This window comes from Bifidobacterium sp. ESL0798, from assembly GCF_029395415.1.
Taxonomy (GTDB): Bacteria; Actinomycetota; Actinomycetes; order Actinomycetales; family Bifidobacteriaceae; genus Bifidobacterium.
Genome location: NZ_CP113914.1, coordinates 371,330 through 387,943, shown reverse-complemented (window position 1 = coordinate 387,943; position 16,614 = coordinate 371,330). Strand labels below are relative to the sequence as shown.

General features: G+C 58.6%; 13 protein-coding genes and 1 tRNA gene. 2 read left to right on the top strand and 12 right to left on the bottom strand.

What is annotated here, in order from left to right:
• Positions 1-52: 52 nt before the first annotated feature.
• The 6 genes from OZX74_RS01485 to OZX74_RS01460 all read right to left on the bottom strand — a co-directional run bounded on the left by OZX74_RS01485 (position 53) and on the right by OZX74_RS01460 (position 7,253).
• A complete protein-coding gene (locus OZX74_RS01485; protein WP_277157372.1) occupies positions 53-1,186 on the bottom strand; it encodes a homoserine kinase in 1,134 nt (377 codons plus the stop codon).
• 88 nt (positions 1,187-1,274) lie between these two features.
• A complete protein-coding gene (locus OZX74_RS01480; RefSeq protein WP_277157371.1) occupies positions 1,275-2,582 on the bottom strand; it encodes a homoserine dehydrogenase in 1,308 nt (435 codons plus the stop codon).
• 170 nt (positions 2,583-2,752) lie between these two features.
• Positions 2,753-4,339, bottom strand: coding sequence for a diaminopimelate decarboxylase (locus tag OZX74_RS01475; RefSeq protein WP_277156830.1), 1,587 nt, complete (start codon positions 4,337-4,339; stop codon positions 2,753-2,755).
• Positions 4,340-4,518: 179 nt separating this feature from the next.
• Positions 4,519-4,929: a GNAT family N-acetyltransferase gene (locus OZX74_RS01470; protein WP_277156829.1), complete on the bottom strand. Its 411-nt coding sequence runs from the start codon at positions 4,927-4,929 to the stop codon at positions 4,519-4,521.
• Between the two features lie 120 nt (positions 4,930-5,049).
• Positions 5,050-6,930 (bottom strand): arginine--tRNA ligase, encoded by a 1,881-nt coding sequence (gene argS / locus OZX74_RS01465; RefSeq protein ID WP_277156828.1) that lies wholly within the window; start codon positions 6,928-6,930, stop codon positions 5,050-5,052.
• Positions 6,931-7,179: 249 nt separating this feature from the next.
• Positions 7,180-7,253: transfer RNA gene (locus tag OZX74_RS01460), tRNA-Arg, on the bottom strand.
• Positions 7,254-7,362: 109 nt separating this feature from the next.
• Here OZX74_RS01460 and OZX74_RS01455 point away from each other — a divergent pair.
• Positions 7,363-8,013, top strand: a complete 651-nt coding sequence (locus OZX74_RS01455) for a hypothetical protein (RefSeq protein WP_277156827.1) — start codon at positions 7,363-7,365, stop codon at positions 8,011-8,013.
• Between the two features lie 99 nt (positions 8,014-8,112).
• On the opposite strand, the gene OZX74_RS01450 is transcribed toward OZX74_RS01455, so the two are convergent.
• From OZX74_RS01450 to OZX74_RS01440, 3 genes are all read right to left on the bottom strand, one after another.
• Positions 8,113-9,090, bottom strand: a complete 978-nt coding sequence (locus tag OZX74_RS01450) for a tetratricopeptide repeat protein (RefSeq protein WP_277156826.1) — start codon at positions 9,088-9,090, stop codon at positions 8,113-8,115.
• 262 nt (positions 9,091-9,352) lie between these two features.
• Positions 9,353-10,360, bottom strand: coding sequence for a hypothetical protein (locus tag OZX74_RS01445; protein ID WP_277156825.1), 1,008 nt, complete (start codon positions 10,358-10,360; stop codon positions 9,353-9,355).
• Positions 10,357-12,282, bottom strand: coding sequence for a hypothetical protein (locus OZX74_RS01440; protein ID WP_277156824.1), 1,926 nt, complete (start codon positions 12,280-12,282; stop codon positions 10,357-10,359). The genes OZX74_RS01445 and OZX74_RS01440 overlap by 4 nt, the downstream gene beginning before the upstream one ends.
• A 307-nt stretch (positions 12,283-12,589) precedes the next feature.
• Between OZX74_RS01440 and OZX74_RS01435 the strand changes: the two genes are divergently transcribed.
• On the top strand, positions 12,590-13,555 hold the full coding sequence (locus OZX74_RS01435) for an FKBP-type peptidyl-prolyl cis-trans isomerase (RefSeq protein WP_277156823.1): 966 nt from the start codon (positions 12,590-12,592) through the stop codon (positions 13,553-13,555).
• A 262-nt stretch (positions 13,556-13,817) separates the two neighbouring features.
• On the opposite strand, the gene nucS is transcribed toward OZX74_RS01435, so the two are convergent.
• The 3 genes from nucS to atpD all read right to left on the bottom strand — a co-directional run bounded on the left by nucS (position 13,818) and on the right by atpD (position 16,613).
• Positions 13,818-14,636 (bottom strand): endonuclease NucS, encoded by an 819-nt coding sequence (nucS, locus tag OZX74_RS01430; RefSeq protein WP_277156822.1) that lies wholly within the window; start codon positions 14,634-14,636, stop codon positions 13,818-13,820.
• A 190-nt stretch (positions 14,637-14,826) separates the two neighbouring features.
• Complete coding sequence (locus tag OZX74_RS01425) at positions 14,827-15,120, bottom strand: F0F1 ATP synthase subunit epsilon (protein WP_277156821.1); 294 nt, start codon at positions 15,118-15,120, stop codon at positions 14,827-14,829.
• A complete protein-coding gene (gene atpD / locus OZX74_RS01420) occupies positions 15,120-16,613 on the bottom strand; it encodes a F0F1 ATP synthase subunit beta (RefSeq protein WP_277156820.1) in 1,494 nt (497 codons plus the stop codon). Before atpD ends, OZX74_RS01425 begins: the two co-directional genes overlap by 1 nt.
• Between the last annotated feature and the right edge of the window lies 1 nt (position 16,614).

Here is a 16,614-nt window from a genome sequence, read left to right as displayed (position 1 = left end):
GCCGGCAGAAGAACAGATCTACGTCTAGCCTACCCAATTCCCGCGCCACGCGTCAGCGCGACTCGAGCTCGACCTGAACGCCTTGGGGGCTGACGGGAAGATGGAGAACGCGCCAGTGACCGCTCGAGAGCTGGGCGGCGGCGATCTCGTCGATCTGCGCCGATGCGTCGCCATAGTGGAGCACCAACACGCACGGGCCGGCTCCGGAGACTGCGGCGGCGAAACCATGCGCGCGCAGTGTCTCGATCAGCTTCCACGACGGTTGCATCAATCCCTTGCGATAGGGCTGGTGAAGCCTGTCTTGCGTGGCGGCGAACAGCAGGGCGTTGGAACGCGAGGCAACGGTGGGATTATCGATATTATCAGAAACCGATAGATTATCATTTGCCGATTGGCTGACGGAATCGTTGACAAGGCTCATCGGATTCATCGCAGCTGGGAGCAGCGCGACCCGCGAGATGTTGAAGACCGCATCCTTGTATGGCAGCTTCTGCGGCAGGGCCTCGCGCGCCTTTTGCGTGGAAAGCTCGAAATCGGGAACGAAGACGGCAGCGGTCATGGCGCTGGAGACCGGATAGTTGACGGTATGGAATCCGGCACGCAGCGGTTCGCCACCGGGAATACCTACGCTCCCGACACCTTCTGCGGTTTGAAAATTCCACGAAACCGTAAGCCCGCCGTAAACCGCGGGAGCCACGTTGTCGGGATGGCCTTCCATCGAGGCGGCCAGCTGGAAAACCGTTTCGCGGTTGAAATCGGCGTCTCCCTGAGCGAAAGCGGCCGCAGCGGCGATGCCTGCGACAATGGCTTCAGCGGACGAACCCATGCCACGAGCCTGCGGGATATTGTTGTGCGCCTCAAGGGTGAAGCCGAAACGCCATAGGCCGAACGCCTCGCAGGCACGTCGGAAAGCCGAGACTACCAGATGCGTCTCATCGCGGGGCAGCGTGTCCTCGCCCTCGCCGTGGATGATTACCTTCGCGGCGGTATCTGAAAAATCGACCCCATTGCATTGGCCGGCCTGACTATTTGGGTTATTCAGATTATCGACTGGCTCATTTTCATTGATAGTAAATGTGAGCTCGTCGTGATAATCCAGCGCCAGGCCGACAGTGTCGAAGCCGGAACCGAGATTCGCACTCGTGGCGGGCACACGGACCTTGACCTGCCGAACTTTCGGCGCCATTCCTGCCATATCCGTCTCCTTGCCTCGCGTCTAACGACTATTACCAACTGATAGCAACAGGATAACGCTGACCTTACGAAACCGAACCTTACATCTCGCGCAAAATCGAGGGCTCGCCGATGACGAAGTCGAACTTGCAGACATCCTCCACCGTTTCGCGCAGCTTGGTTTCGTTGCACTGGTGGGTCACCACGCGCAGGGTCTGCTGCTCGCCCGAATAGCCGGGGTCGTGCGGGGTCGGCTTCAGGTCCTGATTGATGCCGTTGATGGAGACGTTGTGGTCGGCGAAGGTCTTGGAGATCGCGGCAAGGATACCCGGGCGGTCGCAAATACGGAAACGCACGGCGAACGCGGCGCGGGAGGCGTTCAACGGGGCTTTGGGCAGATTCTGGTACATCGAAATCTGCGGACCGGTGCCGCCTTGGACGATATGACGGGCAACAGTGACGATATCGCCCATAACCGCCGAAGCGGTGGGCGCACCACCGGCGCCGCGACCGTAGAACATCAGGTCATCGGCCGCCTGCGCGTGCACGAACGCCGCGTTATAGCTGCCGTGCACGCTGGCGAGCGGATGATTGTCGGGGATGAGCGCCGGGTAGACGCGTGCGGACACGCCATGTTCACCGTTGACCACGACGGCAAGCAGCTTGATGACCTTGTGCTCGGCCCGTGCCAGCGCGATGTCATCGGCGGTGATGTTGGTGATGCCCTCCGTCGTGACGTCATCGATGCTCACCGGCGTATGGAACGCAAGAGACGCTACGATGGCCGCCTTGTTCGCCGCGTCCTCGCCTTCGATGTCACCGGTCGGATCGGCTTCGGCGTAGCCTTTGGCCTGTGCGTCCTTCAACGCCACCTCGAAATCGAGGCCCTTGGTGGTCATCTGGTCAAGAATGTAGTTGGTGGTGCCGTTGAGAATGCCCAGAACGCTGGTGACCTTGTCGCCGACCAGCGATTCACGCAACGGGCGGACCAGCGGAATCGCACCGCCGACGGCTGCCTCGAAGTAGATATCGACGCCGTCCTCCTCGGCGGTGCGATAGATTTCCGGACCGTATTTCGCCAGCAGCGCCTTGTTCGCGGTGACCACGGAAGCGCCGCTTTCGAGGGCCTTCAACACGAGCGTTCGCGCGGGCTCAAGGCCGCCGATCAGCTCGACCAGAATGTCGCTGTGACTGGCAACATATGTGGTGTCTGTGGTGAGCAGTGTTTTGTCGATCCAGGGAAAGTCGACCTTCTCGGGTTCGCGGCAGGCTATGCCGGAAATCTCGAACGGCTGGCCCATCCGTTGCTGAAGTTCGTTCTTCTGTTCCGAAAGAATCCTGGCGACTTCAGAACCGACGGTTCCCACGCCCAAAAGACCCACACGAATCGGAGTCGAGCTGTCGTGAATGCCTTTGCGTAGAACTTCAGCCTCGCTGCCATCGTCCTGCGCTTGCTGCCGCGACGAACCTTCCACCTGACCCATGCTCTCTCCCGTTTCAACCACTTTTATTACATCGCACTTGTATAGACTTACCAATCCTAGGAAATGAATTCGACAGCGATGAAAGACAAATATTGTCAGCTCACGTCGAGGGCGAGCAGATCCTGGATGGTCTGGCGACGGAGCATAAGGTGGGCGTCTTTACTGCTGACGGCGATCACGGCGGGAATCAGGGCCTGATTGTAATTGCTGGCCATCGTACGGCCGTAAGCGCCGGTGACCGGGATGGCGAGGATGTCGCCACGCTTGAGATCGCGCGGCAGGCGGCATTCGTGAACGAGGATGTCGCCGGACTCGCAGTGCATGCCGACCACTCGGGCGAGCATGGAATCCTTGAGGTTGCCGTTTTCGTCCTTTTCGCCGCCACTATCGCGGTTGGCGAGCAGGGCCGTGTAATCCGCACCGTAGAGCGCCGGACGGATGTTGTCGCTCATGCCGCCGTCGACCGAAACGTAGGTGCGTTCGGCGATGGGATTGCCGGCTTGGTCTTTCGTGCCTTTCGGCAACGTCACACGCTTGATGGTGCCGACACGGTAGAGCGTGACGCCTGCGGGGGCGACGATCCAGCGGCCGGGCTCGAAGGAAATGACCGGGGCGGGCATGCCCAGCGCCTTGTTGATCGAAGTGACGGCCTGGGCCAGCCTGCCAAGCTCGACGTCGATGTCCATGGAATCCTCGGCATCGGTGTAAGCCACGGAGTAGCCGCCACCCAAATCGACCTCGGGCAGGGTGTAGGCGTCGGTGGCGTAGAAGGTCTTACGTAAGAGCATCATGCGTCGCGCGGCTTCGATGAACGCGTTGGCGTCGTGGATCTGGGAGCCGATATGCGAATGGATGCCGACCAGCTCGAGGTCGTCCTGGCGCTGGTAGATGTCTTTGAGCACCGCGAGCGCCGGCCCGTCCGCCACGGCGTTCATCGCTTCGGCCAGTTCGCGTTCGGTGTCGGAAACCTTGACATGGCTCATATCGTAGGGGTATTTGATCGAGTAATCTAGCTCGTTGCCACTTGCACAATCAGCGGTATTCTGGGCACTATCACCTACAGTCGCGCCGCCAAGCTTGGCAAGAATATCAAGTATTTCGGATCCGACGCCGGCCGGCAGCAGCGGAACGCCGAATTTCTGGTCTTCGTGCGCGGTGGAGATGTATTCGTGACCGCCGGCGTGGATGCCGGAGGTGACGCGCAGCATGACGCGGGCACGCTTGCCGAGACGGTGCGCGATAGCGGCGATGCGTGCGGGTTCATCGGCCGAGTCGACGACGATTTTCGAGAATCCTTCGCGCACGGCCAGCTCGATCTCCTCGTCGGACTTGTTGTTGCCGTGCAGCACAAGCCGGCGCCCAGGCACCCCTGCGGCAAGGGCGATCTCGATCTCCCCCATCGAGCAGGTGTCGACGGACATGCCGGCTTGGGTGACGATGCGCACGACCTCCTTGGAGAGGAACGCCTTGCCCGCGAAGCTGACGTGGGTGGTCGAGGTGTTGAACGCGTCGGCGGCGGCACGCACGAATTTACGCGCACGGGCACGCACTTCGTCGGTATCGATCAGGTAGAGCGGCGAGCCGAACTCGTCGAGCAACGATGCGGCGCTGTGCCCGTGGAAAGTCAGTTCGCCGTCGCCATTGAACGCTGTCGCTTCCGGCCAAATCGGAGTGATGCCCATAATTTCGTCCCCTCTATTCTTCGTCTGTCACGCAATTTTCAAGCTGTACCTAACGATACCGAAACGCGGTGAAAATGGTGGAATCATCTCAACACAGTGATGTACCTATTGAGCTCGCACAGAGATCAGTCCAAAATTGCAATATCTCGTGTAGCCGACAGGGCCAACGACAAGCTCACTCACCCATTGCAAATCTGCATGGCTACGCCATCTTGCATGATTGCGAACCCATGCTTTTGATAGAACGCCGCGTTCTTGCTTTCCTCCGGCATGACTTCGATGTAGAAATAATCCGCATACCGTTGCTTGACCATCTCAACCATGTGGCCGGCGATGCCTCTGCCTTGATATTCGGGATCGACCAGGACGTAATGCATATAGGCCATCATCGCCCCGTCATCCAAAACGCGTACCAGCCCGGCAAGCCGATCGCCGTCCCACGCGGAAAATACCGTGGAGGAACCCATTAAGGCCTTGTACAAACGTTCCGGATACTTTCCGGAAACCCAGCCGACAGAGAGGAAAAGACGCTCGACCTGCGCTTGCGTGAAACATTTCTCATCCGTAAATCTGATGTCTCCGTCGACCATATTCTCTCCTCTGATTTGCCCTATCGCCTATTGACTTGTAGACAATGATAAATAATGCATAAAAAAATCGGTCACATCATCCCATAACGAGAGACGCGACCGATTCGCCATATTTATCAATCACATCTTGTCGGGCGCGGTGACGCCGAGCATCGCCAGGCCGGAGGCGATGACGCGCTGGACAGCATCATTCAATTGCAAACGAGCTGCGGCACGGGCCGGTTCCGGGCACTTGGCGACGCGCGCGGCCTCGTCCATCTTGCGCTCATCCAAGCCGGTCAGATCCATCGGCACCACGCGCTCGAGGTTGTACCACTTGTGGTACGTGCCGGCGAGCGACTCGAGGTAGTGCGCGATCTTGTGCGGGGCGCGCAGGTCGCCGGCATCGGTGACGACGGACGGCCACTGGGCCAGCGAGCCCAGCACTTCGCCGTCGGCAGGAGTGTCGAGCAACGACAGATCGGCAGCGCTGGCGTCGATTTTCGCGGCTTGCGCGTTGCGATCGACGTTGCAGCTACGGGCGTGCGCGTACTGGACGTAATAGACCGGGTTCTCGTTGGTGTGCGAGGCGAGCACATCAAGGTCGATGTCAACGCTGGTGTTGTAGTCGGTACGGGCCAACGAATAACGCGCGGCGTCCACACCCACGGCCTCCACGAGGTCATCGATGGTGACGACGTTGCCGGCGCGCTTGGACATACGCACGGCCTTGCCGTCCTTCATCACGTTGACCATCTGGCCGATGAGAATCTGCATGTTGACGTTTTGCTTGTCGCCGAACGCGGCGCACATCGCCATCATGCGGCCGATATAGCCGTGGTGGTCGGCACCGAGCATGTAGATGGCCACGTCGGCAGGGTTGATCTCACGGTGGCGCTTGTCGTAGTAGTAGGCGATGTCGGCGGCGAAGTAGGCATACTCGCCGTTGGACTTGATAATGACGCGGTCCTTGTCGTCGCCGTGCTTGGTCGAGGCGAACCAGGTGGCCCCGTCCTTTTCGTAGATGTCGCCGTGGTCGCGCAGCCAGGCGATGGCCTTTTCGACGGCGCCGTCCTGATAAAGGCTGTTCTCATGGAACCAGACGTCGTAGTTGACGCGGAAATCCTTCATCGACTGCTGGATCTCGGCGAACATCATCGGCACCGCGCGCTTGCGGAACTCCTCGCGCTGCTCGGAATCGCCCTCGCCGAGCGCATTGCCGTCCTTGTCCTTGCCGCCGTCGACGCGGGGCAAGGCGAGCACATCGACGCCGTCGGCCTTCGCTTCGGCGATCACACGGTCGGCAATCTCGTTGATATACGTGCCTTTGTAGCCATCGGCCGGGGTTTCCTCACCGTGGGCCGCAGCCACCAGCGACTTGGCGAAGCGATTGATCTGCTCGCCGTGGTCATTGAAGTAGTATTCGCGCACGACCTTGGCGCCGTTGGCCTCGAGCACGCGGGCCATGGAGTCGCCGGTCGCCGCCCAGCGCACGCCGCCGATGTGAATCGGGCCGGTCGGGTTCGCGGAGACGAATTCGAGGTTCAGGGTCTTGCCGGCCAAGTGGTCGTTCAGGCCGAACTTGGTGGAATGTACAGTTTTCGCAGTGGTTGCGGTATCGGTATCGCTATCCTTGCCCTTCCAGACCTCGACGCCCTTATCGACGGGATCGACGTCGAGAGACTGGTCCAGGATCTGCGAGACTACGGCGGCAGCGGAAGCGGAATCAAGCGTGATGTTGATGAAGCCGGGCCCGGCCACCTCAACGGAGGCGATGCCGTCGGCGTCACGCAGCTTGGCGGCGAACGCCTCGGCCAGGTCGCGCGGTTTCATACCGGCCTTCTTGGCCAGCTGCATCGCCACGTTCGACGACCAGTCGCCGTGTGCACGGTCTTTCGGCCGCATCACGGCCAGCTTCTCGACCGGCGGCACCAGCTCGGCTGTCAGATCGCCGGCTTGGCCGGCCTCAACCAGCCCATGTGCAATATCAGAAATAAGTTCACTCAACGCTTCAGGATTCATGCACCTCAGTCTAGCGTGTCTCGGCAACCTTCTGAGTCTCGACCAAATAACTCGAGCCTTATCGAAGGAATCGAAATTTTATATTGATTGCTACTTTGCAAATCCCCACTTTATTAATTTTGAGAATTTGAAACGGTACTACGGAAAGTTTCACTTATACTTGCAACTCTCCGTTTCATATCTGAAGCCCATCGTTAATTATAAAAGACTAAGAAACATTATAAAACTAAGTGCACTTTAGCGAATCTGTGGGCCCGATGGGATTCGAACCCACGACCTTCTGCTCCGGAGGCAGACGCTCTATCCAGCTGAGCTACGGACCCAAACAACAACTCAAAGCATAGCACCGTAGCCGACCAACGGCGTGGCATAAAGAATCACGTTTATACACAGGCAAGTGCACGATGCCGCCATTTCGTCTAGACTTGGACTATGGCCCCTGAAATGAACGACTTCGAATTCGATCGGCGGTTCTTCTGCCGTCAGATGCCCGAGGAACTGGACGATGGCAGCGCGCCGACCCTTATCGTGCAAAGTTACTACGTTCACTCTGATAACTATGCGTTGCGCGTGCGTCTGTCGAGCCGGAAAACCCGTATCGAAATGAACGACGACACCGACGCGATGGCCGCGCTCGACCGATACCGCGACGATTTCACTGAAGCCAGCGTCACCGTCAAAGGCCCATCCGTGGGCGGCACGCGTTATGAGGCGGAGCGCGAAATCGACGTCAACATCGCCGCGGAGCTGATCAAACGCGGCGGGGAGGTCATCATCAAGAACCGTTTCGCCGCGTGGATCGGCGAGGACGGCTGGGACATCGATGTGTTCGGCGGGTCCAACGCGCCACTTGTGGTGGCCGAAGCCAAGCGCAGCCGGCCGGTGACGAACCTGATCATCCCCGATTTCTGCGTCACCGAAATCACCGACCAAGTGCGTTTCTCCAACGATGGACTTGCCAGCAGGCCATTTGCGAGCTGGAACGGGGACTTCGATCGTGAGCTGGCCGAACAAGGTCCCCATTTCGAGCAGATCTACGGCCGCAACCGGCACGAATCATCGACTTCTGAAGCAACCTTCTGACGGCAGCTTCGCAAACATTCACACTAATGAAAAGTAAGGTGCACTTTTCTAGCGGTAACGTCAGAAAAGTGCACTCTGCCGAATCAGGAATAGCCAGTCTCAGTACATCAGCGTCGAGAGGCGACGGCGGGCGGCCTTGAGGCGCGGGTCGTCGGGCTCGGGGATGACGAAGTACTCGAGCAGGCGCTTGCGCACCGGCTCCAGGTCGGCCTTGTGGCCGGCGGCGAGGAAGTCCAGAAGACGCGAGAACGCATCCTCGATCTGACCGCCGATCATGTCGACATCGGCTACGGCAAGCTGCGCATCCACATCTTCAGGATGCTCGGCCGCGGCGGCACGTACCTCTCGCACGTCAGCGCTGCCAGAACGGGCCAGCAGCAAGGCCTTGGAACGTTCGCGGGCGGCCAAGGTATCGTTCGGGTTGGCTTCGAGCACTTGAGCATAGGCCTCGGCGGCACCGGCGTAGTCGCCGTCGGCCGCAAGCTGATGAGCCTGCTGGTGCTCAGGCGGGACCTGCTCGGCCGCATCCGCTCCGCCTTCGCCAGCAGCGGCAGCATCGGCGTCAGGATCGCCAGAATACGGCGCCGTTCCGGTAACCCCGGCCTTCTGGGCCAACTGCACGATCTGCGGCAGCAGGGTGTCGGTGATCTGCGTCAGTTCCTCGCTACTCGGCAGCCCCTCGAGAATCGGCATGGGCCGCCCGCCGATAAGCGCGAACAACGCCGGCGCACCCTTGATCTGGAAGGCTTGGGCGATACCCGGCTCCGCATTGATGTCGATGCGGGCAAGTTGCAGCTGGCCCTTCATGGCATTGACGGTATCCCCGAGCTTCTTGGCCATGGCAAACAGGCGATCGTCGGTGGAAATCCACAGCAAGAGCACCACCGGATAGGTGGCGGAAGTCTGTAATACAGCCTGGAATGTGGACTCGGTAACGTCGATGACATAACCACCCGCGCTCGGTGCGCCGCCTGCCTGGCCCGGTTCAGACTGCACCTGATGCTTAATCGAACTCAAATCGACCGCGCCCGCCAAGGAAATGCCCGGATTCGTCTGGGGCTTATTTGCTGCTGCCAAAAGTGCCTTCTTTCTTGCTGCGTCGGCTCGACACAGGAATCGCTATCTGCCCGATATGCATATAAGCACAAGTCTAATCTACCTGTCGCCCGACCCGCAGAGTGCTGCTTTGTCTGTCGGCGGACCATAGGAATAAAGAAAATCGCGGCAATAAAGGAAACAAAGCGATGCCGATAATTATCCGATTGTAATCATCTGGCTACGATTCTCCAACTATCTTCCGCGCAACCCGACAAGCGCAACAAGAGCCAGAATCGACGGCCTAGAGCGCTTCGACCTTGATCGGCTGACGTTCGGCGCCTACCGCGACCACCTTTTTACCCGATTTGGCTGGAGGAACATAAAAAGCCAGAATGTTGACATACGTCACCTTCATGGTGCCGGTGGCCTTGCCTTGGCCGAATAACGCGCGCTCCGCGTCGCTGGCAGGCTGCGATTCACGGCCCTCACCGGCGATGCGTGTCCATTCCGAATTGATCTGCGAGACCACCAGGTCGCCGCCTTCGCTTGAACGCATCACCGCGATTCCGTTTTTAATCGGCATGAAAGCCTGAGTCTGCGTGCCATGGTTGCGTTCCATGCCCTGCTGGACCGTTGCGGACAATTTGTCAAGATCGTCACGGAAATAATCGTTGTTGAATTTCGACGCGAACTTGCTCTGCTGCCCGTGCGTCAAAACGTCCGCATACTCATCCACCGCCTGTTGCGGGGTCATCGACAATCCGGAATCATCCGGCGTCCCCATATTGGCACCGATCGAGGGGATGGCGAATTCCGGAAGCTTCGCGCCCTGGAAGAGTCTCACCACGCCCCACAGTTTGTAATTGGTTCGCGGGCTACGCTGCGTCATCACCAAAAGCCGCTTGGACTGCTGGTCCTGGGTCGTGGTGGTGATCGAGAACACCGAACGCGGCCAACCCGACTGGGTGGGAATGATCGTCTGAGCGATGTCCTTCGGAATAGTGGCCTTGGGATCGATCGCACCGGTTGCCTGGGCAATCGACAGCTCGCTGGTACGCACTTCAAGGGCCGGGCCGGTCACCCGCGCCGATAGTCCGTCCGGGCTTTTGGCGTTGTCCGAAGCGTCAAGAACGTCCAGCGTCGCCTTGCGTATCGCCTTTTCCTGCGCTTCGGTGATATCCGGTGTCTGGGTCGACGATTCGGCCCCCTGCGGCTTCGGGGGCCGCTCGCCGCACGCGGCAACGCCGACCAGAGTGGCTGCAGCGATCGCCACGGCGGTCAATGCTCTCAACAGTTTCTTCGTACTCATTCCGTTTCCCCGTCCCCATGCGCATTTGACGCTTCGCCGGTTGCTTCCGAATCGGCCTGGGCGGGCCCGGCCTCGCCGTTCGTCGTATCGTCGTTCGTATCACTGCTCGTCGTATCGCCGTCTGACGTTTCGGAAGAGAAACGAGCGAAATAGTCACGGAGATCGGCCGCCGAAATCACCGTGGTCTCGGCCTGCGCGTGGTCCTTGTCGATTAATTCGTCAGCGCTTGAGGCCGTGCGGGCCTCGCCATTTTGAGTGTTTGCATGTTCGGCGTTGCCGGATTCGGAGTCGCCCTCCTGATGCTCAAGCGACACGGCCACGCTGGCAGTTCTGAAGTCGGCATCCTTTTCTTCATGGCCATTGGCATTGTTGGCGTCATCTCGATCACCAGCATCGTTGCGCTTGTCGCTGCCATCGCGATTATCGGCACTATTGGCACTACGGAGATGATCATCACTGGTATCACTGGCCGCGGCATGCCGCGAATGCCTGCCTACCGAAGCCGACGACGCAGTGGCATCCGATTCGGATTCCTGTTCCGGTTTGCCGCGGTGCCGGGCGAAACGGCTCATGTCTTGATGATTTTCATCAGCATCTGCAGCATCAGCATCTTCGTGCGCCTGCGTGAAAGCCGCATCCGTGGCAGCCGGCTCGCTGGAATCTTCCGTTTCGGAACTCTGAGGTTGGTCAGTTTCAGTTTCAGTTTCGCCGGTTTGTCCGGCGGATGGGCCGTCAAGAACCTGATGAGAATCGGACGCGGCTTCTTCTGCGGTATCCGTGGTATCCGTTTCGCCTTCAGCGTCTTCGTCCGTGTCGTTGCTCATCTGCATATCGGCCACAAGATTGCGTCTGGTCGGGTCGATGATGCTGGGTGCCGAGACCTCGGCGTCCGAATTCCCGTCTCCTGTACCGGCAGATAGCAGCGATCCGTTACTCGCCGCACCAGCCCCGCTATCTTCAGCCGAGGACGAGGCCCCAGAACCCGCGAGATCGGAAGGTTGAATCTTATGAGACGGACGATGGTTATGGCTCGAGTGCACCAGACTTCTGCGGAGCACGGCGATGCTTCCGGTCATCGCCTCGGAAATCGAAACTTCTTCGGCCTTCGCCTTCTTGCGCCTCTCACGACGCTTCGCACGCTTGCGCTTGAACGATTCGTTGGCCATGATCGCGAAAAGCGAGGCGGATAATATGGTCAGCACCACGCACACGCCGGACGCGACGAAGAACGGCACCGCATGATTGGGAACACGATCGCGCAACCAATGCATGGTGATGGTGACGCTCGGCCGCGCCGATTTCCTCGCAGACGCGCCCATGTCGACGACCATCACCTGATCGCTTCTCACGTCATTGAGGTTCAGCTTCATCGCGGAATCGCCGCACTTCACGCTCGTCCACATATCCGAATTCTTGAAAGCGATCTCGTCGCCGCCTGCCACGGTCTCGATCTTGGGCCCCATAGCGGTTTTGGTGGAGAGCCTCTTCCAATCATCCAGACCGGTCACTCGTACGTATTGCTGACCGGCGATCCAGCCGGTGGCGTCTTTGGCGTTGCCCAAGGCCACGCAAGTCTGCGCTGCGGATTTTGCTGTTTTGGTTTTATGGGACTTTGTTGCTTGGGCTTTATCGGATTTGGCTGAGGCCTGTGCCCGGTCGCCGTGAGCGCTCACTTCTATATTGACGGATTTGGCGAGTAGGTTCAACATCCCGGAATCGGTGACAACGTAACGGGCTCCGGAGATCGAGGTGGTCGCACTGACCTCACGCGCAGGTTTCCAAACCGTCATGTTCAAGGCGCCCAAGACGATGAACAACACCGCGAGAAGGCCGAAAATCGGCGCGACAACGCCACGCATGATCACCGCGTGTTTAGTCGGCTTTGCGTTGTGTTTAGTCTTTTTATCCTGTTCTGAAGTCATATTGCCTTATATTCTACAAGGTCTATCCGATAGAATTCTGTGAACGATTATCACAGTATTACATCATTGTATACAGAGTAAATCACACTTTTAGGCCCGATTCTGTGATTTACTCTGTAAGCTCACGACGGATACAAAGCAAATCACACTTTTGAGCCGAATTCTGTGATTTACTCTGCATCGCAGGGACAGCTGCAGAAAAAAACACATCTCCAACACGGCCAATCACCATCAGCCAGCCAGCGATATCCGCTCAGCCATCTCCGACTATGCGCTAAATCAAGGTTCAGGGCTAATGTGGTGAGCCATGAGCAACAAACACACCCGAACTTTCGGCCGCATTCTCGCCGCAACCTGCGCCATCGCCCTGTCATTCGGCTTGGCAGCTTGCGAATCAAACAGCGGCAACAGCAAATCCTCAGACACCTCTGCCGGCACACAGATGGCCGGCGTCAAGGCAACCGGTGCGCTTGGCAAAAAGCCGAAAATCACCTTCCATACCCCGATGAGCGTGGTCAACAATTCCTATGTCGTGCTGCAAAAAGGCAACGGCCCGGCCATTCAAAAAAACAATCATGTCTGCATCCAGGGCATCGCATTGAACGCCAAGGACGGCAGCGAGATGATGAGCACCTGGGAGAAGAACACACCCGACTGCTCGATGGTGATGAACGAGGACGGTACGGGCAAAACCTATTACAACGTGCTCAAAGACCAGAAGATCAACTCGACCGTCGCTTTCGGCATCAATGACCACAACAAGAACAGCACCTCATACATCATGGCGATCACCCTCGTCTCGCAATCCAAGCCGATAACGCGGGCCGAAGGCACCAAGGTGACGGACGTTCCCGCGAACCTGCCGAAAGTGACGCTCGGTGAAAAAGGTGCACCTTCCATCGATTTCAACGGTTACAAACCAGGCAACGACCTCGTCGTCCAGCCGCTGATCAAGGGCAAGGGCAAGAAGGTGGCCGCCACCGACACCATCGATGCGCATTACACCGGCTGGGTGATGGACAAGGACGGCAAGCCGTCGAAGTTCGATTCCTCGTGGGATCGCGGCAAGTCCTCGCAATTCTCGCTGCAGCAGGTCGTCGATGGTTGGAAGAAGGGCCTTGCCGGACAGACGGTCGGCTCGCAGGTGCTGTTGGTCGTTCCCCCGGATTTGGGTTACGGCAAGACCGCACAGGCCAAGATTCCCGCCAATTCGACGCTCTACTTCGTGGTCGATATACTCTACGATTACGGGCAAATGCAAGGCCAGCAGTGATTTGGTTGCAGGAATCCGACAATTAAATCAGGACAGAAATTCCCGGACATTCGCCATTGTATGTTGTCCGGGAATTTTGTATCTTGCCTCACTCCATACAGATTTCGCTTTGGGGGCTATAGACCAAACCCCGGTTATACCAACTCTTTTGGCCCGCAACCCGATTCGGCCGAATTAGATAGACAGATAAACTGCAACAAGACCCCAGAAACAGAACATCGAATTAAAAGTCCGGCACGTTTTTATTTAGTGCTGATTTTCATCAGAACAAGCGCAGACTGTCGTCATCGGTGCCCTTCATGTCCTCGTAATCGAGGATAAGGCAATCAAAACCGCGCTCGGTGGCCAGGACACGAGCCTGCGGGGTGATGGTCTGGGCGGCGAACATACCGCGGACCGGGGCGAGCAACGGATCTTTGTTGAGCAGTTTTACGTAACGAGTGAGCTGTTCGACACCATCGATACCGCCATGACGCTTGATTTCGATGGCTACGTGCTGGCCGTTGCCGTCGATGGCCATGATATCGACCGGGCCGACGGGCGTAGGAAATTCGCGGCGCACCAGTTTCGCGCCCTTGCCGATCCGCTCGATCTGAGCCGCCAGATAATACTGAAGATGATCTTCCACGCCGTCCTTGATGAGCCCCGGGTCCTCCCCCAAATCGTAGGTCTCGTCGGAATAGACGTGCTGCACCGTCACTTCTAGGACGTCGGTCGATTTCTGCGAGGCGACACGAAAGACCTTTTCGGGCAATGGTTCGGCATTCGCATCGGCATCGATATCGGTTTGAACAGAATCCTTCGCGGCGATGTCATCTTCCGCCCCTGGCACTGTTCCGACATTTTCCTCTTGACTTGACGACACCATTACATCGTCTCTGTTGTTCGTTTCGGGTTCCGGGGTCACCTCACGGATGCTGCAAGGCGCGGCCATCCAGTTGAGCGGCTTGTAGGAACCGAGCTCGGAAAAGATCAGCAGGCTCTGGTCGGCCTTGATCATGAGCACACGCTTGGCCATGGGCAATGAGGCGTTGAGGCGCCCGGAATAGACGGCAGAGCAGTCAGCAACAATAATTCGCACGTTGGCTACCTTACCCGAGCCTCTGGGCGAAACCCGGAAGTTCGACTCATCATAACCCGAGGAAACATTCGGTTACCTTTTGGACAAGTCACTCATCAGGCAGCGAAGGGATAGCAAAAGTGGAGGCATCGAATGTATCGATGTCTCCACTTTATTGACGAAAGTTGCCGACAAACAGCCCATTGGCCAATCAGTCGTTGGTTGCCGTCGGATCCTTCTTGGTGTCCACGCCGGTTTCCACGGCGACGGTCAGAGAGTTGGAATCGAACGACGCGAATCCGTCGGTCACCTCGAAGCTGTGACGGTTGCCGTCAACGTCAATGGCCGAAACCGTGCCCTTGTCGATAACCGTCAGAATCGGCTCGTGGTCGGGCAGAAGACCCATACCACCCTCGCTGGCGGGGATGGAAACGGACTTCGCGACGCCGCTCCACAAGGGACGGTCGGAAGCGACGATATTCACCTTCATCGTGGAGCCAGCCATCACGCATATTCCTTCTGCATGTCGTGCCACTTGTGCTCGAGGTCATCGATACCGCCGATGCCGCTGAACGCCTGCTCGGGCACGTCGTCATACTTGCCGTCGCAGATGCGCTTGAACGCCTCGACCGTCTCGTCAGCCTTGACATAGGAGCCTTCCAAGCCGGTGAATTTCTTCGCGACATAGAAGTTCTGGCCCAGGAACTGCTGGATCTTACGGGCGCGGTTGACGGTGGTCTTGTCTTCCTCACCGAGCTCGTCGATGCCGATCAGGGCGATGATGTCCTGAAGTTCCTTGTTGCGCTGCAGAATCGCCTTGACGCGGTTCGCGGTGTCGTAGTGTTCCTGGCCCACGTAGCGCGGATCGAGGATTCGCGAGGTGGACGACAGCGGGTCGACGGCCGGGTAGATGCCCTGGGAAGCGATGTCACGAGAGAGCTCGGTGGTCGCATCCAAATGGGCGAAGGTAGTGGCCGGGGCCGGATCGGTGTAATCGTCGGCAGGCACGTAGATGGCCTGCAACGAGGTGATCGAGTGGCCACGGGTCGAGGTGATGCGCTCCTGCAGTGAGCCCATCTCATCGGCCAGATTCGGCTGATAGCCCACAGCAGACGGCATACGCCCGAGCAGCGTGGAGACCTCGGAACCCGCCTGCGTGAAGCGGAAGATGTTGTCGATGAAGAGCAACACGTCCTGGTTCTCGACGTCGCGGAAGTACTCGGCCATCGTCAGAGCGGTCAGCGGCACGCGAAGACGCGTCCCCGGGGGCTCATCCATCTGGCCGAAGACCAACGCGGTCTTCTCCAAAACGCCTGCGTCGCCCATCTCGCCAATCAGGTCGTTGCCCTCGCGGGTACGTTCGCCGACGCCTGCGAATACGGAGACACCGCCGTGGTTCTGCGCCACACGCTGAATCATCTCCTGAATCAGCACGGTCTTGCCGACGCCTGCGCCGCCGAAGAGGCCGATCTTGCCGCCCTCGACGTACGGGGTCAGCAAATCGATGACCTTGATGCCCGTCTCGAACATCTTGGTGCGGCTCTCGAGCTGGTCGAAGGCCGGCGGATTGCGATGGATGGACCACCGCTGCTTGATCTCGATATGCTCGTCGGGCTTTGCGTTCAGGATATTGCCCGTGACATCGAATACATGTCCCTTGGTCACGTCGCCGACCGGCACCTCGATGGGGCCGCCCGTATCGGTGACCGTCGCACCGCGCACGAGGCCATCGGTAGGCTTCAAAGCGACGGCACGCACCGTGGAATCACCGATCTGCTGCTCGACCTCAAGGGTGATCTCCTTGACGGTCTCGCCTTCGGTGTCTCCCTCGTTGCCGATCTTGACTTTCAGGGCATTGTAGATGTCGGGCAGGTGCCCCGCCGGAAACTCGGCGTCGATCACTGAACCCTGGACGCGCGTCACACGTCCGGCATTCAGATCGTTCGCCTTGTCGGCGGAGGTCGCGCTGGACTGAGCCGTTGACTCGTTTTGTGCCATA